General features: G+C 71.7%; 18 protein-coding genes, 1 tRNA gene and 1 pseudogene. 8 read left to right on the top strand and 12 right to left on the bottom strand.

The genetic code is table 11. The features are described 5' to 3' along the window. Positions 1-157: 157 nt before the first annotated feature. Positions 158-577: a hypothetical protein gene (locus AB0K09_RS14375; RefSeq protein WP_366065663.1), complete on the bottom strand. Its 420-nt coding sequence runs from the start codon at positions 575-577 to the stop codon at positions 158-160. Positions 578-770: 193 nt separating this feature from the next. Further along, positions 771-1,907 carry a sn-glycerol-3-phosphate ABC transporter ATP-binding protein UgpC gene (gene ugpC, locus AB0K09_RS14380; protein WP_366065679.1) on the bottom strand — a complete coding sequence of 379 codons (1,137 nt, stop codon included), beginning with the start codon at positions 1,905-1,907 and terminating at the stop codon, positions 771-773. A 212-nt stretch (positions 1,908-2,119) separates the two neighbouring features. On the opposite strand from ugpC, the gene AB0K09_RS14385 reads away from it, so the two are divergent. The 3 genes from AB0K09_RS14385 to AB0K09_RS14395 all read left to right on the top strand — a co-directional run bounded on the left by AB0K09_RS14385 (position 2,120) and on the right by AB0K09_RS14395 (position 3,304). Further along, positions 2,120-2,192, top strand: a tRNA-Thr gene (locus AB0K09_RS14385). Positions 2,193-2,486: 294 nt separating this feature from the next. After that, on the top strand, positions 2,487-2,969 hold the full coding sequence (locus AB0K09_RS14390) for a DUF6232 family protein (protein ID WP_366065664.1): 483 nt from the start codon (positions 2,487-2,489) through the stop codon (positions 2,967-2,969). After that, on the top strand, positions 2,969-3,304 hold the full coding sequence (locus AB0K09_RS14395; protein ID WP_366065665.1) for a hypothetical protein: 336 nt from the start codon (positions 2,969-2,971) through the stop codon (positions 3,302-3,304). Before AB0K09_RS14390 ends, AB0K09_RS14395 begins: the two co-directional genes overlap by 1 nt. Before the next feature lie 144 nt (positions 3,305-3,448). Here the strand turns inward: AB0K09_RS14395 and AB0K09_RS14400 are convergent, their stop codons facing one another. Further along, the gene (locus AB0K09_RS14400) at positions 3,449-5,611 is read right to left on the bottom strand and encodes an MMPL family transporter (RefSeq protein WP_366065666.1); all 2,163 of its coding nucleotides are present in this window, start codon (positions 5,609-5,611) and stop codon (positions 3,449-3,451) included. A 219-nt stretch (positions 5,612-5,830) separates the two neighbouring features. Here AB0K09_RS14400 and AB0K09_RS14405 point away from each other — a divergent pair, with 219 nt between their 5' ends. After that, positions 5,831-6,940: a Xaa-Pro peptidase family protein gene (locus AB0K09_RS14405; protein WP_366065667.1), complete on the top strand. Its 1,110-nt coding sequence runs from the start codon at positions 5,831-5,833 to the stop codon at positions 6,938-6,940. A 69-nt stretch (positions 6,941-7,009) separates the two neighbouring features. Here AB0K09_RS14405 and AB0K09_RS14410 read toward each other — a convergent pair whose 3' ends face one another. The 5 genes from AB0K09_RS14410 to AB0K09_RS14430 all read right to left on the bottom strand — a co-directional run bounded on the left by AB0K09_RS14410 (position 7,010) and on the right by AB0K09_RS14430 (position 12,556). Next, positions 7,010-7,513, bottom strand: coding sequence for a GNAT family N-acetyltransferase (locus tag AB0K09_RS14410; protein ID WP_366065680.1), 504 nt, complete (start codon positions 7,511-7,513; stop codon positions 7,010-7,012). Between the two features lie 47 nt (positions 7,514-7,560). Beyond that, positions 7,561-9,054, bottom strand: coding sequence for an MFS transporter (locus AB0K09_RS14415; RefSeq protein ID WP_366065668.1), 1,494 nt, complete (start codon positions 9,052-9,054; stop codon positions 7,561-7,563). 174 nt (positions 9,055-9,228) lie between these two features. Continuing rightward, positions 9,229-10,245, bottom strand: a complete 1,017-nt coding sequence (locus tag AB0K09_RS14420) for a zinc-binding dehydrogenase (RefSeq protein ID WP_366065669.1) — start codon at positions 10,243-10,245, stop codon at positions 9,229-9,231. A 95-nt stretch (positions 10,246-10,340) separates the two neighbouring features. After that, positions 10,341-10,838, bottom strand: coding sequence for a hypothetical protein (locus AB0K09_RS14425; RefSeq protein WP_366065670.1), 498 nt, complete (start codon positions 10,836-10,838; stop codon positions 10,341-10,343). A gap of 98 nt (positions 10,839-10,936) precedes the next feature. Then, the gene (locus AB0K09_RS14430; RefSeq protein WP_366065671.1) at positions 10,937-12,556 is read right to left on the bottom strand and encodes a M4 family metallopeptidase; all 1,620 of its coding nucleotides are present in this window, start codon (positions 12,554-12,556) and stop codon (positions 10,937-10,939) included. 394 nt (positions 12,557-12,950) lie between these two features. Between AB0K09_RS14430 and AB0K09_RS14435 the strand changes: the two genes are divergently transcribed. Beyond that, positions 12,951-13,514, top strand: a complete 564-nt coding sequence (locus AB0K09_RS14435; RefSeq protein WP_366065672.1) for a GNAT family N-acetyltransferase — start codon at positions 12,951-12,953, stop codon at positions 13,512-13,514. Between the two features lie 16 nt (positions 13,515-13,530). Here AB0K09_RS14435 and AB0K09_RS14440 read toward each other — a convergent pair whose 3' ends face one another. From AB0K09_RS14440 to AB0K09_RS14450, 3 genes are all read right to left on the bottom strand, one after another. Beyond that, a complete protein-coding gene (locus AB0K09_RS14440) occupies positions 13,531-13,725 on the bottom strand; it encodes an antitoxin (protein ID WP_366065673.1) in 195 nt (64 codons plus the stop codon). Positions 13,726-13,823: 98 nt separating this feature from the next. Continuing rightward, positions 13,824-14,105 carry a hypothetical protein gene (locus AB0K09_RS14445; RefSeq protein ID WP_366065674.1) on the bottom strand — a complete coding sequence of 94 codons (282 nt, stop codon included), beginning with the start codon at positions 14,103-14,105 and terminating at the stop codon, positions 13,824-13,826. 144 nt (positions 14,106-14,249) lie between these two features. Beyond that, positions 14,250-14,825, bottom strand: a complete 576-nt coding sequence (locus AB0K09_RS14450; RefSeq protein ID WP_366065675.1) for a TerD family protein — start codon at positions 14,823-14,825, stop codon at positions 14,250-14,252. 184 nt (positions 14,826-15,009) lie between these two features. On the opposite strand from AB0K09_RS14450, the gene arfB reads away from it, so the two are divergent. Further along, complete coding sequence (gene arfB / locus AB0K09_RS14455) at positions 15,010-15,438, top strand: alternative ribosome rescue aminoacyl-tRNA hydrolase ArfB (RefSeq protein WP_366065676.1); 429 nt, start codon at positions 15,010-15,012, stop codon at positions 15,436-15,438. A 66-nt stretch (positions 15,439-15,504) separates the two neighbouring features. Here arfB and AB0K09_RS14460 read toward each other — a convergent pair whose 3' ends face one another. Then, complete coding sequence (locus AB0K09_RS14460; RefSeq protein WP_366065677.1) at positions 15,505-16,065, bottom strand: flavin reductase family protein; 561 nt, start codon at positions 16,063-16,065, stop codon at positions 15,505-15,507. A 322-nt stretch (positions 16,066-16,387) separates the two neighbouring features. Between AB0K09_RS14460 and cdgB the strand changes: the two genes are divergently transcribed. Both cdgB and AB0K09_RS14470 read left to right on the top strand, forming a co-directional pair. Continuing rightward, a complete protein-coding gene (cdgB, locus tag AB0K09_RS14465) occupies positions 16,388-18,124 on the top strand; it encodes a diguanylate cyclase CdgB (protein ID WP_366065678.1) in 1,737 nt (578 codons plus the stop codon). 165 nt (positions 18,125-18,289) lie between these two features. Further along, a pseudogene (locus AB0K09_RS14470) lies at positions 18,290-18,436 on the top strand (carbohydrate-binding protein); the annotation flags it as partial.

An 18,436-nucleotide genomic window follows, 5' to 3' on the forward strand; every position in this document is an offset into this window, starting at 1 on the left:
GCCGTGACCCTTGGCCTCCGGCCAGGATCACGGCTTGCGTGGGAAGGGTGTGGGCGTGCGTGCCGGTCATGCTCCGCACGATATGCCGTGCCGCGTGCGGCGGTGCGGCCGGTCGCGCACGCCCGTGACGAGCGACGGTGGCGCCCGGAGGGGCGCCTCAGTGGCTCTGCGAGACGACGCCGGAGGCGAAGGCCGTGTCGCAGACGGGCCGCGAGTAGGCCTGGGCCTGCTTGACCGAGTGGTACTTGGCGACCGCCGCGCGGCCGAGCGCGCGGGCGATCTCCGCGCAGTGCTGGGCCAGCGAGGGACGGCCGTTGGTGGCCTCCTGGAGGTGCGTGAGCGCGACGCCGGGATTCTTCTCCTGGAGATCGCGCAGCAGGCGGTCGCGCAGCACCTCGTGCGGCGCGCGCGCCGTGGCCTGGGTCGAGGCGTTGCCCGAGGAGGCCGTGAGGACCTGCGACTCGGCGTTCGGCGCCGCCCACGGCACACGGGTGACCGCGAGCGTGCCGGAGAGCACGAGAACGACGGGAAGGACGAGAGCGAGGGTTCTGCCGATGCGGCGGGCGGCCTGGTTCATGCCGCAGATGGTAGCGACGGGTAATGGGGCCGCGACATTTAGTCACCCGGTCGAGTGATGCATGTTGCCGCGACAGGCGTACGAGGTTGACGCACACGGCTCGAAATAGGAGGGAGTGCCGGGCCGGGGCATCACCCCGGCCCGGCACCCCGCTCAGCCGGCTCACCCGTCGGCTGCTCAGCCGCTCAGCCGCTCAGTCGCTGAGCCGCTCGCCGGAGGACGTGGCGAAGACGTGCAGCTCGCCCGGCTGCGGCACGACGTGCAGTACCGAGCCCTTCGCCGGCACGCGCCGGCCGTGGACGCGCACGACCAGGTCGCGCTGCTCGCCGCCGACCTCGGCCGTGCCGTAGACGTAGCCGTCGGCGCCGAGCTCCTCGACGACATTGACGGTGACCGCGAGGCCCGCCGGGGCGGCGTCCGTCTCCTTGCTCAGGGAGCGTGCGGCCTCGCCGTTCTGCTCGACGACGTCGAAGTGCTCCGGCCGCACGCCGACGGTGACCGTGCGGTCGCCCCGGTCGGCGGCCGCGGTGATGGCCTCGCGGGAGACCGGCACGACGCTGTTGCCGAACTTCACGCCGCCGTCCGTGATCGGCACCTCGACCAGGTTCATGGCGGGAGAGCCGATGAAGCCGGCGACGAAGAGGTTGGCCGGGCGGTCGTACATGTTGCGCGGCGAGTCGATCTGCTGGAGCAGGCCGTCCTTGAGCACGGCCACCCGGTCGCCCATCGTCATGGCCTCGACCTGGTCGTGGGTGACGTAGACGGTCGTGATGCCGAGGCGGCGCTGGAGGCCGGCGATCTGCGTACGGGTCTGTACGCGGAGCTTGGCGTCGAGGTTGGACAGCGGCTCGTCCATCAGGAAGACCTGCGGCTCACGGACGATCGCGCGGCCCATGGCGACGCGCTGGCGCTGGCCGCCGGAGAGCGCCTTGGGCTTGCGGCCGAGGTACTCGGTGAGGTCGAGGATCCGGGCCGCGTCCTCGACCTTCTGCCGGATCTCCGACTTCGGCACGCCCGCGATCTTGAGGGCGAAGCCCATGTTCTCGGCGACCGTCATGTGCGGGTAGAGCGCGTAGTTCTGGAACACCATGGCGATGTCCCGGTCCTTGGGCGGCAGGTGCGTCACATCGCGGTCGCCGATGCGGATGGCGCCGCCGTTGACGTCCTCCAGCCCGGCCAGCATGCGCAGCGAGGTGGATTTGCCGCAGCCCGACGGGCCGACGAGGACGAGGAACTCGCCGTCCTCGATGGCGATGTCGAGCTGGTCGACGGCGGGCTTCTCGGCGCCGGGATAGATCCGGGTCGCCTTGTCGTACGTGACCGTGGCCATGGTGATGAGTCCCTTCACCGGCAGGAACGTGCCGGACGATCCGAGTAGAGGGAATGGTCCAGTCCATTAGGACCGGCTGCTCCGTGACGCTACCCGGCGAAGCGGCCGATGTCAGCAGGTCAGGGGCGATGAAATCGTCCGGCGGGGGCTCTCGCGGCGGTGAGCCCTGTGTAGAGTGGGACACCGTCCGCGGACGGTGTCCCCGGGCTGATGCCGCCTTAGCTCAGCTGGTAGAGCACCGCTCTTGTAAAGCGAAGGTCGTCGGTTCGAGTCCGACAGGCGGCTCTTTCGGAGCCCGGGTCAGCTACGCGCTGACCTGGGCTTTCTTCATGATCGGGGTCGGCCGCGCCGGAATGGGGCGGGACCCTTGGCCCGAGGGTGCGCCCGAGGTGAGCCCGGCGGCACGGACTTCCCCCTGCCGCCGGGCGCGGGGGACGGGCTTCGCGGTGATCGTTCACAGCTTCCCGCCGATGCGCCGTACCTGACCGCTGACGCGATTTCCACCACGTGCCCACACCGGCTTCGCTACGCTCCAGACCTCAACATCCGGTAGTGAGCAGGAGTCCTGTGGCAGCCCAAGTGACAATCAATGAAGGCGTGTTATGGGTGGGGGGAGAGGCTTATCCGCTGCGCAACATCTCCCATGTCGGCCAGAGACGGCTGACCACCGACAAGGGCGCCGCGCGCAAGAAGTTCATCCTCCGGACCATCGGCTGGTTGATCGTCGGCGGCATTTTCGTCTCCATGGCCGGCATCGTGGGAACCGTCGTCTTCCTCGCCGTCGAGGCACTGCTGATCTGGCAGTTGGTCTCCGCCCTGAAGAAGCCCCCGGTGTACGGCCTGGTCCTCAACACCTCCGGCACCCAGCGTGAGGCCATCTGGTCCACGCGGCAGGAGGAGATCGAGAGGCTGATCCACGAGATCACCAAGGCGATCGGCAACCCCGACGTCGCGCAGACGATCATCAACGTGGAACACGCCGTGCAGGGTGATCTGATCCAGCAGTACGGCGCGGGCAGCATCGGCAAGGCCCAGCACAGCGGTGTCGGGAGCATCGGGTGATGATGAGCGGCGACCACATTCAGCAGTACGGCGCGGGCAGCATCGGCAAGGCCGAGCACACCGGTTCCGGTGACATCGTGGCCGGCGGCAAGACCGTCGGCGCGACCGCGGGCGGGCCTGCGGTGGGGGCTCTCCTGCGGGAGATCGAGAAGCTGCGCCCGCACCTGGACAGGAACGACCGGGCGGAGGTGGACGCGGCGGCCGACTCGATCGCCGCGGAGACCTCTCCGGAGCGCAGGCGCGGCCTGGTGCAGCAGATCTCCGGCATCGCGGCGCTGGTCGGTGAGGTGGGCCTGCCGGTGATCGCGGCCGCGAAGGCGCTGCTCGCGGGCTGAGGCAGCCGATCGGCGACGGTGCCGGTTGTGGCGGGTCGGCGTAAACGTCCGAGTGGCGCAGCCGGTCCCGCAGGCGGCTCACCGTACTCATGAAGGAACCGCAGGCCCCTGGCCTGCGGTTCCTTCGTCGTTACGGGAGTGGGGTCAGTGCCGGTGGGCGTCGACCAGGCCGTGGCCCGTGCCCTGCGGGCTGTCCGGGACCTCGCGCGGGGCGTCCTGGTGGCCCGGCCACCAGGCCTTGTGGCCGAGCAGCGAGGTGACCGTCGGCACCAGCAGCATCGCCATGATGAAGGCGGTGAGCAGGATGCCGAAGGCGACCGCGAAGCCCATCTCCTGGAGCATGGAGTTGTCGGCCAGCATCAGCACGCCGAAGGTGCCGGCGAGGATGATCGCGGCCGAGGCGATGGTCGGCGCCGACTGGGCCACGGCGGTGCGGATGGCCTCGCGGGGCGGGACGCCGCGGCGGACCTCCTCGCGCAGCCGGGCGACCATGAGGATGTTGTAGTCGGTGCCGATGGCCACCACGAAGAGGTAGACGATCACCGGCAGCATGAACAGCAGGCCGTGCTCGCCCTTGATGTCCTGGAAGAGCCAGACCGTGGAGCCGAGGGTCGCGCCGAAGCCGAGGGCCACGGCGATCATCAGGTACAGGGGGGCGACCAGGCTGCGCAGCAGCAGGCCGAGGATCACCATGATCGCGAGTCCGGCGACCGGGAAGACGACCTTGTAGTCGTGGCTGACGGCCTTCTCCACGTCGGACAGGACGGCGGAGGTGCCGCCGACCAGGGCCTCGGTGCCGGCCGGGGCGGCGGCGTGGGCGCCGTCGCGCAGCGGGCCGCCGGCGAGCTCGATGGCCTTGTCGGTGGTGGGGCCGTACTTCAGGACGACGCTGAACTGGGCGACCGAGCCGTCGGGGTTGCTGACGGCCGGGGAGACCTGGTCTGCGGCGACGCCCTCGATCGTGGTGAGCTTGGTGCGGAACGCGTCCACCGCCGCCGCATCGAGGCGGGAGCCGTTCTCGGAGCGCAGGTAGACCATGGCCGGGTCGGACTTGCCGGCGGAGAAGCCGCGCTGCATGTCCTTCATGGCCTGGACGGACTCCAGCTTCTGCGACATCTGGCTGGAGGTGTCGAACTCGGCCTTGAAGGAGAAGGCGCCGACGGCGAGCACGGCCAGGACGGCCGTGGACAGCACCGCGACGACGCCGGGCCGGCGCGAGACCAGGCCGCCGACACCGTTCGCGAGGCGGTTCCTCGGCTGCTTCTTCCACGCCTTGGACGGCCAGAAGGCCTTGGTGCCCAGCAGGGAGAAGACGGCGGGCACCAGGGTCAGGGCGGCCACCAGGGTCACGGCGACGGAGATCGCCAGGGAGGGGCCCATGGCCCGCATCATGCCCATGGTGGACAGCAGCAGGGCGAGGAAGGCGACGATGACGGCGCCCGCCGCGGAGGCGATGGTCTCGCCGACCTTGGCCACCGACTCGACCAGGGCCTCCTTCGGCTGCTGCCCCTGGCGCAGGTGCTCGCGGTAGCGGAAGAGCAGGAAGAGGATGTAGTCGGTGCCGACGCCGAAGAGGACGACGATGAGGATGGCGGTGATGGAGCTGTCGGCCTTCAGGCCGCCGACGGAGGCGGCGGTGCCGATCAGGCCGGTGGCGACCGTGGACACCACGGCGATGATGATCACCGGCAGGATGGCGATCAGCGGGCTGCGGAAGATGGCCAGCAGCAGCACGATGATGAGGACGAGGGTCGCCATCATGATCATCGCGTCGGTGTTGCCGGAGGACTCCTTGGAGTCCAGGTTCATGGCCGCCTGGCCGGTGATGCCCATCTTCAGCTTGGTGTCGCCGAGCAGCGGCTTGGCGTCCTCGCGGAGCTGCTTGACCGAGTCGGGCAGCTTCTCGTCGTAGGAGTTCTTGGTGGTGGCGATGATGTTCGCCAGGGCTATCTCGCCGTTGGGGGAGACGGCCTGCGGGTTGGTCTCCACCTTGGCGATCTTCGCCCGGTGCTTGCCCTGGAGGCCGGCCGTGACCTTGGCGACGTCCTGCTTGTCCTGCTCGGTCAGCCTGCCGCCGTCCGCGCGCTGGAACACCGCGATGGCCGCGGGCTGCTCGGTCTGCGGGAAGGCCTTCTGCTGGAGGTTGCCGACGCGCACGGACTCGTAGTGCGAGGGCAGGAACTCCGTCTCGTCCGTGGTGGACTTCAGACCGGGGGCGAACATCGCGAGCAGCACGGCTGCGACGATCCACCCTCCGATCGTGATCCAGGGGCGGTGGACGGCGAACCGCCCGACTCGTCGGAACATGGTGCTCCCTCGGCGTAAGGTCATGAGTTCGTGCGACAGGCGTACTGCACGGCATGAACACGCTAGGCAGTCGCGTTCCCCGGGGCCAATGAATTCCGGGGGAATCAGGGGGAAATCGAACCTGGGTCGGGGGGCGTCTCCTCCGGGGGGAGGAGGGCGTCTCACCCGTGGGGTAGAGAAGCCGGTGCCGACCGCCTCCACCGGGATTACGCTGCCCCCATGACCGCCGAGACTCGCGAGATCTTCGCCGGGCGCCTGGAGCGCGCGGCCCGGTCGGCCGCCCAGGAGTCACTGGCCGGCCTCGTCGTCGCCCCGGGGCCGGACCTGGTGTGGCTGACCGGCTACCGCCCGCCCGCCACCGAGCGACTGACCGCGCTGGTGATCGGTGAAGGGCGGCGACCGCATCTGCTCGTACCGGAGTTGGAGCGTCCGGATGCCCAGCACGCGCCGGGTGCCGGCGCCATGACGATCAGCGGCTGGCGCGACGGCGACGATCCGTACGCCGCCCTCGCCGAGCAGCTGGCCGGGCAGGGGCGTTACGGGGTGTCCGACAACACCTGGGCCCTGCACCTGCTCGCTCTGCAGCGCGCCTGCCCGTCGCTCGCCTTCACCTCGCTGACCGAGGCGCTGCCCATGCTGCGCGCGGTCAAGGACGACTACGAGGTGGAGCGCCTGGCCGCCGCGGGGGCGGCCGCCGACGCCACGTACGAGGCGATCACCGGGCTGCGGTTCGCCGGCCGCAGCGAGCGCGAGGTCTCGGCCGACCTGGCCCGGCTCCTGCGCGAACACGGCCACTCGCAGGTCGACTTCGCCATCGTCGGCTCCGGCCCCAACGGCGCCAACCCGCACCACGAGGCCGGCGACCGGATCATCGGGAACGGCGACATGGTCGTCATGGACTTCGGTGGCCTGCTCGACGGCTACGGCTCCGACACCACCCGCACCGTCCACGTCGGCGAGCCGACGGCCGAGGAGCGCAAGGTCCACGACGTGGTGCGGGAGGCCCAGCAGGCGGCCTTCGAAGCGGTGCGCCCGGGCGTGCCCTGTCAGGACGTCGACCGCGCCGCCCGCGCGGTCATCCGCCGTGCGGGCTACGGCGAGTACTTCGTCCACCGCACGGGGCACGGCATCGGCGTGACGACGCACGAGCCGCCGTACATGGTGGAGGGCGAACACCTGCCGCTGGTGCCCGGGATGTGCTTCTCCATCGAGCCGGGCATCTACCTGCCCGGCCGCTTCGGGGTCCGCATCGAGGACATCGTGGTCTGCACGGAGTCGGGCGCCCGGCGGCTGAACAACACGGCACGGGAAATGCGGGTGGTGGCCTGACGGGCCGCCGGTCCGGCCGGCGGATCACGGCGGACGCACCGGTCGCGGTGCCGGCGGATGCCGGCGGCCCTAGAGCTCCCGGTACATCACGTGCAGCCCGGTGTATGTGCCGTCCGGCAGGCGGAAGCCCTCCGGGATCGTGCCCAGGATCCGGAAGCCGAGGGACTTCCAGAGACGGACGGCCCGGGTGTTGCTCTCGACGACGGCGTTGAACTGCATGCCCCGGTAGCCCTCGGCCCGCGCCCAGGCGAGGGCTTCCTCGCCCAGCGCCCGCCCGACGCCCCGGCCCGCGTGCGCGGGGTCCACCATGAAGCTGGCGCTGGCGATGTGGGACGCGCCGCCCATGTGGTTCGGGTTCATCTTGGCGCTGCCGAGGACCTCACCGGTCTTCTCGTCGACGGCCACGACGGTACGGCCGGGGGCCCGCAGCATCCACCAGTCACGGGCCTGGTCCGCGGTGAGGTCGCGGGGATAGGTGTAGGTCTCGCCGGCGGCGGTGATGGCGTGGAAGAACGGCCAGACGGCGGGCCAGTCCCCGGGCGTGGCATCTCTGATCGTGTGCACGGTCAGCAGGATGGTGGCCACCGGTGCGGCGCGCCAGTGGTTTTCCCCGGGGCGGCCTACTCCTCCGCCACCCGCATGCGGTGCGCGTCGTGGACCGGCGGAGCCTGCGCCTTCGGCACCCCTGCCGTCACCATCACCCCCGCCACCAGCGCGGCGAGCAGCATGATGGCCGCGCCCCAGCCGATCGCCACGTGGTAGCCGTGCACCACGCCCGCCTTGACCGCCTCGGGCCCGGGCGGGTGGGTCGTGGTGTACGCCGCGCCGGCCGAAATCGCGATCGTGTTGAGCAGGGCCGTTCCGATCGAACCGCCCACCTGTTGCGCGGTGTTGACGGTCGCGGAGGTGACGCCCGAGTCGCGCGCCGGGACGCCGGCCGTGGCGGTGGCCATGACCGGCATGAAGATCAGGCCCATACCGAGGCCGACCAGGAGCTCGGCGGGCAGGACGTGGCTGGTGTAGGCCGGTTCGACCGGCAGGAAGGTGAGCAGGAAGAGGCCGCCCGCGCCCAGCAGCGCGCCGGGGACCATGAGGAAGCGTGGCGGGAGGTGGTTCATCAGCCGGGCCGACAGCTGCGTCGAGCCGGTGACGATCGCGGCGGTGAGCGGCAGGAACGCCAGGCCCGTCCGCACCGGCGAGTAGCCGAGCACGACCTGGAGGTAGTAGGTCATGAACAGGAACATCCCGAACATCGAGACCACCGCGAGCCCCATCGTCAGGAAGGCCCCGGCCCGGCTGCGGTCGCGCACGATGCGCAGCGGCAGCAGCGGGTCGGCGGCGCGGGTCTGCCACAGGGCGAAGACGGCGAGCAGCGCGCCGCCGCCGCAGAGCAGGCCGAGGACGCGCGCGTCGCCCCAGCCGCGCGGCTGCGCCTGGCTGAACGCGTAGACGATCGCGACGAGCCCGCCGCAGCCCAGCAGCACCCCCGGGACGTCCAGGCGGGGCCGCTCGGCGTGCGAGGGGCGGTGGTCGCGCAGCAGTCCGGTCCCGCCCAGGAACGCGATCAGGGCGACGGGTACGTTCACGTACAGGCACCAGCGCCAGTCGAGGTACTCGGTGAGCAGCCCGCCGACGATCAGCCCGATCGCCGCGCCGCCGCCGGCGATGGCGCCGTAGATCCCGAACGCCTTGCTGCGCTCCCTGCCGTCGGTGAATGTCGTGGTGAGCAGCGACAGGGCCGAGGGCGCCAGCAGGGCGCCGAAGACGCCCTGGAGGGCGCGGGCGGCGAAGAGCAGTGTGTCCGTGTGCGCGGCGCCGCCGAGGGCGGAGGCGGCGGCGAACCCGGCGAGGCCGGCCAGAAAGGTGCGCCGGCGTCCGGCCAGGTCGGCGATCCTGCCCCCGAGCAGCAGGAGCCCGCCGAAGGCCAGGGTGTAGGCGGTGATGACCCACTGCCGGTCGGCGTCCGACATGTGCAGCTCGCGCTGGGCGGACGGCAGCGCGATGTTCACGATGGTCGCGTCGAGCACGACCATCAGCTGGGCGAGGGCGATGACGACCAGCCCCCACCAGCGGCGGGGATCGGGTTCCGGTATCCGCGTGGATGTGTGGCTCATCGGACCTGCCTCGGGTCCGGGGACACGGCTCGTCTCCACGGTAGGCCGGACGGGGGATCCGCGCTTCCCGGACCCCCTGGCGGCCGGGCGCCCGGGGTCCTGCCGGTGGGTCCTGCGGGGCGAGGGTCCGGCGGCATTCGCGGGCGCCGTCACAGCCGCGTCCGCCGACCAGGCCTAGGGCACCAGCACGACCTTGCCCGTCGTCGCGCGGGTCTCCAGCGCGCGGTGCGCGGCCGCCGCGTCCGCGAGGCGGAAGCGCTGGACCGCCGGGACGACCGTGCCGGCGGCCGCGTCGGACAGGGCCAGTTCCTCCAGCCGCCGCAGGCCCGTCTGTCCGCCGCCGAACCGTTCCAGCATGGCCGGGCCGAGGACATTGCGCGAGGTGAGGGAGCGGGCGGACAGTTCCTCGGGGGTGAGCTCCAGCGGGCCGCCGCCGGTGGTGCCCCGCGAGGACCAGCCGAAGACCAGGTGGGTCCCGCCGGGCCCGAGCAGGCCGACCGCCGCCCGCGCGGCGTCGCCGCCGACCCCGTCGAGGACGACGGTCGCCGAGCGGCCCCACAGCTCGGTGCGGGCCCGCTCGGTCCAGTCGGGCGCGGTGTAGTCGAGCGCGATGTCCGCGCCGAGCGCCCGGACGTGCCGCACCTTCGCGGGGCCGCCCGCCAGTCCCACGACCGTGGCGCCCGCGTTCCGGGCGTACTGGACCAGCAGCGAGCCGACGCCGCCGGCGGCGGCCGTGACGATGACGACGTCTTTCTCGTCCCTCTCGCCCAGCTCGGTGAAGGACAGGATGCCGAGCGCCGTGCGGCCCGTGCCGATCATGGCGATGGCCTCCGCATCGCCGACCCCGTCCGGGATCTCGTGCAGCCGGCCGGCGTCGGTGACGGCCAGCTCGGCGTAGCCGCCGGGCACCGCGCCCAGGTGGGCGACGACGCGCCGGCCCAGCCAGCGCGGATCGGTGCCCTCGCCGAGGGCGTCCACGGTGCCGGCGACCTCGCGGCCGGGAACGGTGGGCAGCTCGGGCAGCGGGTACGGCCCGTTCGGGTCGCCGGCGCGCAGGGCGGCGTCCACGAGGTGCACCCCGGCCGCGGTCACCGCGACGCGCACCTGGCCGGGGCCGGGCACGGGGTCCGCGACGGTCTCGTGGACGAGGTTCTCGGCGGGGCCGAAGGTGTGCAGACGGACGGCGCGCATGGCGGATCTCCTCGACTCGGAAGGCGGCGGCGGGTGGCTGCGCACCGAGTCTTCGTCCTCGAGCGGACTTGAGGTCAAGGGGGGACCGCGCGATCTCAGACCCGGGGGAAACGGCTCTGCAGCTGCCAGACGACCGGGTTGTCGGCGAGACCCTCGTGCATGTCGGTCAGGTCCGCGATCAGGTCGTGCAGGAAGTCGCGGGCCTCGCGGCGCAGCGCGCGGTGGTCGAGGGTGAGCGGCGGCTCGTCCGCCGGGACCCAGTCGGCGGTGACGTCGACCCAGCCGAAGCGGCGCTCGAAGAGCATGCGGTCGGTCGACTCGGTGAAGTCCAGCTCGGCGTACTGGGGGGTGGCCGAGCGGCTGCCCCGGGGGTCGCGGTCCAGCTGCTCGACGATGTCGCACAGTGCCCAGGCGAAGTCCAGTACCGGCACCCATCCCCAGGCTGTGGACAGTTCCCGGTCGGCCTTGACGTCGGCGATGTAGACGTCTCCGCAGAACAGGTCGTGCCGCAGCGCCCGGACGTCCGCGGTGCGGTAGTCCGTCTGCGGGGGGTCGGGGAAGCGGGAGGAGAGGGAGTAGCCGAGGTCGATCACGCCTCGATGGTACGTACCGCCGGCGGGCGCCGGGACGACGCGGAGCCCGCGCCCCGGGTGGCGGGGGCGCGGGCTCGCGTCGGTGGGGGTGGTGCGGGTTACTTCACGTTGATCGCGGTCCAGGCGGCCGCGACGGCCTTGTACTCGGCGCTGGTGGAGCCGTAGAGGTCCGCGGCGGCGCTCAGGGTGCCGGCGCGGGCGCCCTTGTAGTTGGTCGTGGTGGTGAAGTACGTGGTCAGGGCCTTGTACCAGATCTTGGTGGCCTTGTCCCGGCCGATGCCGGTGACCTTGGAGCCGTTGTAGGTCGGGCTGTTGTAGGTCACGCCGTTGATCGTCTTCGTGCCGCTGCCCTCGGAGAGCAGGTAGAAGAAGTGGTTGGCGGGGCCGGACGAGTAGTGGACGTCGAGGCGGCCGATGCCGGAGGACCAGTAGTCCTTCGAGCCGCCGTCCTTGCTCGGCTTGTCCATGTAGCGCAGCGGGGTGCCGTCGCCGTTGATGTCGATCTTCTCGCCGATGAGGTAGTCGCCCGGGTCGGCGGCGTTGTTGGCGTAGAACTCGGCGGCGGTGCCGAAGATGTCGGACGTCGCCTCGTTCAGGCCGCCGGACTCGCCGCTGTAGTTCAGGCCGGCGGTGGCGGAGGTGACGCCGTGGCTCATCTCGTGCGCGGCCACGTCGAGCGAGGTCAGCGGGTGGTTGTTGCCCTCGCCGTCGCCGTAGGTCATGCAGAAGCAGTCGTCGTCCCAGAAGGCGTTGACGTAGTTGTCGCCGTAGTGGACGCGGGAGTAGGCGGCCTGGCCGTCGTTGCGGATGCCGGTGCGGCCGAGCACGTTCTTGTAGAAGTCCCAGGTCACGGCCGCGCCGTAGTGCGCGTCCACGCCCGCGGTCTGGCGGCCGCCGCCCCAGGTGTCGCTGGAGTTGGTGTACAGGTTGCCCGTGCCGTCGGTGCCCTGGTTCAGGTCGTACGTCTTGTGGCCGCCGCGCGCGCCGTCGGTCAGCGAGTAGCCGCTGGACGTCTGGGTGGTGGTGAGCGGGACGGTGCCGCTGTAGGTGCTGGTGCCGGTGCCGGTCTCGATCGCCTCGTGGCGGAAGAGCTCCTTGCCGGTGGTGGCGTCGGTGACGACCTTCAGGCGGCTGGGCGTGCCGTCCTTCTGAACGCCCGTCACCTCGGTCTCCCACGCCAGGACCGGCTTGCCCTCGGCGGCCCAGATCACCTTGCGGGGGGCCTTCGCGGTGTCGGCCTTGGCCGTCTTGGCGTCGGCGGCCACGCTCAGGGCGTTCTTCTTGGCGCCGGCCGGAGCGATGGAGGGCGTCGTCGAGGGCACGGATATCGTCGCCTCGGTCGCCTTGGTCACGCTGCGCGAGCCGTTCTTGGCCTGGTGGACGACGAGGTCGCCGCCGAGCACCGGCAGACCGTCGTAGGTGCGCTCGTAGCGCGTGTGCACGGTGCCGTCCGCGTCCTTGACAACGTCACGGACGATCAGCTTCTCCTTGCCGCCGAGGCCGATCTTGGCGGCGGTCGAACCAGCCACGCCCTGGGCGTCCTTGATGGCCGCCGCGTGCTGTCCGGCGGACAGGGCGATGGGCTGCGCGCTGCTCTCACGGTCCGCGGAGGCGCTCGCGGAGCCCGTCTGGACGCCGATGACGACCATGGCGGCCGAGGCGACGAGGGCTGCGGCGCGAGCGGTGTTCTTGCGGGCGGTGGAGGCGTTGCTTCTCAACTCTGTCTCCTATGAGGGGGGTTCGGGCAGCTTGGTCTGGGCCGCCCGTCGTAACAGGAGTGGTACAGGAGTGGTGCAAGAGCGAATTGAGGAGAGAGTGCCATCGATCGCCCGCCATTGACAGGTGCGTAACAAGGATTTGATCTGCCGTTACACGAAAGGCGGTTGTGGGCGTCCGCTATGCGGTGAACTGCTCGCGAATGATCCGTCGGCGTTGTCCGACAGGTGAGACGGCATGCGTTCAACTGCGGACGTGCGACTGCGGAAAGCCTGCGCGCGGGCGGACGGGGCGAGCTGTGCCGTTATGCCCGGACGATCGAAAGGCGTCCGTGACTGTCGCAAACGCTCCGGAAACGTGTTTCGGACCCTAGCGGTCCGCGGTTACGGTGCGACCGTGTTCGTTCGAACTTTCATGGAATTCTCAGTACCGGCCGATCTGGCGGCAGCCGCGGAGGCGCTGCGCGAGCAGGCGTGGCCGGGCCTGGGCGGCAGCCCGCACGACCCGGCGCTGCGGCCGGTGGCGATGCTGCTCGTCTCGCCGGAGGGCGAGGTGGTGGCCGCGCTGGACATCCTGTCCAAGGAACTCGCGCACGGCGGCCGGACGTACCGCGCCTCGGGGCTGAGCTCGGTCGTCACGGACGCGGCGCACCGGGGCGCGGGACACGGGCGGCGGCTGGTGGCCGCCGCCCGTGCGGAGATGATCGCGCGCGGCGCGGATCTGGGGCTCTTCACCTGCGACCGCGAACTGCGCGGCTTCTACGAGAGCGCGGGATTCGAGGTCCTGGAGGGATCCGTCCTGGTCGGCGGCACGCCCGAGGCGCCCTTCCCCAGCGACCGGCCCGGCTTCGACAAGGTGACCCTCGGGGCCTTCTTCACGGAACGGGCGCAGCGTGATGCGGACGCCTTCCGCGGCGTCCGCATCGCACTCCACCCGGGGGAGATCGACCGGCTGTGGTAGCCGGCGGCCACGAGGTCTAACGGTCGTCGGTCGGCGGGCGCTGCTCCTGGGTGCCGAGCTGCTCGCCCAGCTTCTCCTGGGCCGTGTCGACCTGGGACTGGTACTTGTCGCCCGTCCGCGCGTCGAAGGCGTCGCCCGCCTTCTCGACGCCCTGGCGCGCCGTGTCCTCATGGCCCTTGAGCAGGCCCTTGAGCTTGTCGAGCATGGACATGAAGCTCCTCCTCACGGGTCGCTTGTCCTGTCCAGGATGGCCGGATCGTCCCCCTGCCGCATCCGCAGCGAAGGCGCCGGGGCGGGCGTGCGGAGTCGTCACCCGGCGCTCTCGCCGGGCTCCTCGCGCCGTCTTGACCGCCAGTGCTCCAGGGTGGGGTCGTGCTCGGACGCGTAGACACCCGCTCCCCGGCAGTGGTGGCACTGGCCGGCGCGGTGCACGGTCTCGGCGGGGCCGCCGAAGGGGTCCGTGCCCGGCATATAGGGGAGGGCGCGGGTGATGTAGCCGGCGCCCTGGCACCAGTTGCACACCACTCCGCGCTCGGGCTCCTCGTCCTCGCCGTCGTCCGCGTTCCCGTTCACGCCCCTGTTCTCGTTCACGCCGACGATCCTGCGCGCCCGGGCGCGGCGCGGGCGGCGGAACGGCCGTTCTTCATACGCAGGAAGGGCATACGCAGGAAGGGCATACGCGGGAAGGGCCACCCCGGGCGGGGTGGCCCTTCCGCGGCGTGGCGGCCGGGAGCGTCAGACGTTGACGCCGAAGTCCTGGGCGATGCCGACCAGGCCCGAGGCGTAGCCCTGGCCGACGGCGCGGAACTTCCACTCCGTGCCGTGGCGGTAGAGCTCGCCGAAGACCATGGCGGTCTCGGTGGCCGCGTCCTCGCTGAGGTCGTAGCGGGCGATCTCGGCGCCGCCGGCCTGGTTGACGATGCGGATGTAGGCGTTGCGCACCTGGCCGAAGTTCTGCGAGCGGGCCGCGGCGTCGTAGATGGAGACCGGGAAGACGATCTTCGTGACGTCGGCGGGCAGGGCGGCGAGGTTGACGTTGATCTGCTCGTCGTCGCCCTCGCCCTGGCCGGTGGTGTTGTCGCCGGTGTGGACGATCGACTGGTCCGGGGTGGACTTGTTGTTGAAGAAGACGAAGTGGGCGTCGGAGTAGACCCGGCCGCCCGCGTTGACGGCGATGGCGCTCGCGTCGAGGTCGAAGTCCGTGCCCGTGGTGGTGCGGACGTCCCAGCCGAGGCCGACCGTGACGGCCGTCAGGCCCGGGGCCTCCTTGGTGAGGGAGACGTTGCCGCCCTTGGACAGGCTTACAGCCATGGGATGTGTCCCTTTCTGCGTACGTGCTGGCGCGTCGGCCGGCGGCGCGGAGGGCCGCCGTCACACCCCTGATAACGCCGAGTGGGTGACCTGGGGTTCCACCCTCCTTTACTTTCTTTGCGGGACGTTGACGTCACGGAATATCGAGGTGACGGATGCCCGCCGTGCGGGAGAACATGGGTGCGTGTCCGGCCCCTACGTCATCCGCGGCTCCGTCTCCCTTCCCGAGGCCGAGCTCATGTGGCGTTTCTCCCGTTCGTCCGGACCGGGCGGGCAGCACGTCAACACCAGTGACAGCCAGGTCGAGCTGCGCTTCGACCTCGCCGCGACGGACGCGCTGCCGCCGGTGTGGAAGGAGCGGGCGCTGGAGCGGCTCGCCGGGCGGCTGACGGCCGGTGTCGTCGCCGTGCGGGCCTCGGAGCACCGATCGCAGTGGCGCAACCGCGAGGCGGCCGCCGTGCGGCTGGCCGCGCTCCTGGCGGAGGCCACCGCGCCGCCGCCCAAGCAGCGCAAGCCGACGCGGATCCCGCGCGGCATCAACGAGCGGCGGCTGCGGGAGAAGAAGGCGCGCGCCGAGACCAAGCGCGGCCGGTCCGGGCGCGACTGGGGCTGAGGGCTGCCTGTTCGGGCCGGTGGTGGCCCGCTCCCGCCCGGTTTCCCCCTCATCGGGCGCCCGGTTTCAGCCCAGTTGCCGGTAACGCCCCCGGAAGTACAGCAGCGGGCCGCCCTCCGCGCTCGGCGTCGCCGCCCGCAGCACGCGGCCGATGACGAGCGTGTGGTCCCCCGCGACGACGCGCTGCTCGGTGCGGCACTCCAGCAGGGCCAGCGCGCCGCGCACCAGGGGCGCACCGCACTCCTCGCCGCGCTCGTAGGCGAGGTCCTCGAAGAGCAGCCGGTCGCTGATGCGGCCCTTCATGGCGAAGCGTCCCGCGACGTGCCGCTGGCTCTCGGCCAGGATCGAGACGCCCCACAGCGGCTGCCGCTCCAGCAGGTCGTCCATGCGGGAGTCGTTGCGAACGCTCACCATCACGAGTGGCGGCTCCAGGGACACGGACAGGAACGCCGTCGCCGTCATGCCGACGTCCTCGCCGCGCGGGCCGTCCTCCGGGTCGTGCGCGGTGATCAGCACGACGCCGGCGGCGAGGCGCGCCAGGGCGGCGCGGAATTCTTCGGCACTCACCCCTTCAGGATGGGCTATGCCGGTCGTGGCGGTCGGTGCGGGCGAGGTCGTCTGGAACACGGCAGCCACGCTAGCCGCCCGCCCCGGCCCCTCGCATCGGACGCCGGGACCAGACGGGCGCGGGCCCGCGCCCTAGGTCCGTGGTCCGCCCCCGGGTGGTTCGCCTGCTCCGGGGCCCGGTTCCGGATTTGCGTTTTGGAAGCATAAGCACGCCTTCGAACGCCAGTGGGAGGAGTTGGTCACATCATGTGACATGAGTCACAGAGGGCGTTATTTGTTGACCCTGTGTACCGAGTTGTCAGCTCGCTGTGATTCAGTGGCCGTGGTAAGCGGACGACAAGAAGCCTGGAGTTGCTGTTTAGGTCTCGGGGGAGAGCGAGCTATGGAGACCGAGTCGGAGCCGTATGTCCGCCTGGCGACCTTGAGACAGGTCCACCGGGTGGTCGCGGAGCTGAACACCGCGCGCAGCCTCGCGGACACCTTGCAGACCGTCGCGGACGGCATCGTGAACGGGCTCGGCTACGAGCTGTCGGCCGTCAATCTCGTCCGGCCGGACGGCGATCTCGTCGTGGCGGCGGTGGCCGGCAGCGCCAGCGCGGAGGCGCTGATGGCGGGCCGGGTCGGCTCGCGGGTGTCCTGGGAGCGCCGGCTCGCGATGGGCGACCAGTGGGGCGACCTCCGCTTCATCCCCTACACCGAGGGCTGGGTCCTCGACGACGACGACGTCCCCCAGTGGCACACCGCCGGGCCCGCGCCGCGCTTCGCCGACGAGTGGCACCCCATGGACCGCCTCTTCGCCCCGATGTACACCGCCGGTCCCAACGGCGGCGAGCTCCTCGGCGTGATCTCCGTGGACAAGCCGCGCAACGGCCGCCGCCCCGGCGCCTGGGGCCGCGAGGCCCTCCAGATGTACGCCTCCCAGGCGGCGATCGCGATCAGCAACGCCCGGCTGCGCGCCAACATGCAGCGCGCCCTTGTCCGGCTGGAGCGCGAGCAGCAGGCGCTGCGCGCCAGCGAGGAGAGCTTCCGGCAGGCCTTCGAATACGCCCCCAGCGGCATGGCCATCGCCGAGCTCGGCGGCGACCAGCACGGCAGGCTGCACCGCACCAACGACGCCCTGTGCCGGCTGCTCGGCCGGTCCGCCTCGCAGATGCGGCGCTACTCCTTCTCCGACCTCGTCCACCCCGACGACATCGGCACCCTGCTGCGCACCTCCGCCGAGGGCGGCCGCGCCGAGCTGCGGCTCGCCCGCCGGGACGGCACGTTCGTCTGGGTCTCGCTGCGCAACTCGGTGGTCGCCGACGCCGCCGACGGGCCGCGCTTCCTCCTCACCCACGTGGAGGACATAGAGGAGCGCAAGCGGCACGAGCTCCAGCTCGCGCACCGCGCCAGCCACGACTCCCTGACCGGCCTGCCCAACGCCGCCGAGCTGCGCGCCCGCCTCGGCGCCCGGCTGTGCGGCCGCCCGCCCGGCCCGGCCGGCAGCGAGCCGCACCCCGCCACCGGCCCGTACGGCCCCCTGGACGGCTTCGCCGAGGTCGAGAGCGCCGCCTACGGGCACGGCTTCGGCCCCGACGGCGGCCCGGACTACGCGCCCGACTTCCCGCCCGACGACTACTGCGCCGGGCACGACGCGGCGCACGACGCCGCCTACGACCACCACCACGTCCACACCATCGCCCCCGACGCGGAGGACGCGGAGAGCGCGGGCGGCGACGCCGCGAAGGGGCTCGCGGTGCTCTTCTGCGACCTGGACGGCTTCAAGGCGATCAACGACCGGTTCGGTCACCACACCGGCGACGCCGTGCTGATCGAGGTGGCCCGCCGGCTGAGCGGCGCCGTCCGCGACGGCGACACCGTGGCCCGGCTCGGTGGTGACGAATTCGTCGTCCTCGCGGACGGGCTCGCCCCCGCCGACGCCGAGGATCTCGCCGCCCGGCTGCGAAACGCCATCATTCCGCCCATAAGGGTCGACGGGCGGGCCGTCCGGGTCGGCGCCAGTTTCGGCATCGGCTGGGCCGGCTGCGGAATGTCCGCCGACGAGGTGCTGCACTCGGCCGACCAGCGGATGTACGTCGAGAAGCGCTCGCGGGCGAAGGCGGGCCGCCGCGCGGGCTGACGGCCCGCCGCGCACCGGTGCGCGGTATGTACCACGGCGTGGAACCCGCCGCTCGGGGTAGGCTGCGCCGGTGCGGCACCGCCACCGGCGTTTTCGGCCGGGATCCGGCCGGCCGGGGGCAGGCGGGCGTCGCCTAGCGCAGTGATACGTGGGGAGTGACAGGGGATGACTGCCGGTAATAGCGGCACCGGGACGGCCGGGACGCCGGAGAACGACGACCCGTTCGCCTACCTGTACCGCTCGGAGGGCGGTGACGGTACGCAGGGCGGCAACCAGCCGGCCGGCCACCAGCCGGGCGTTCCCCGCACGTCC

This window comes from Streptomyces sp. NPDC049577 (assembly GCF_040675635.1).
GTDB lineage: Bacteria > Actinomycetota > Actinomycetes > Streptomycetales > Streptomycetaceae > Streptomyces.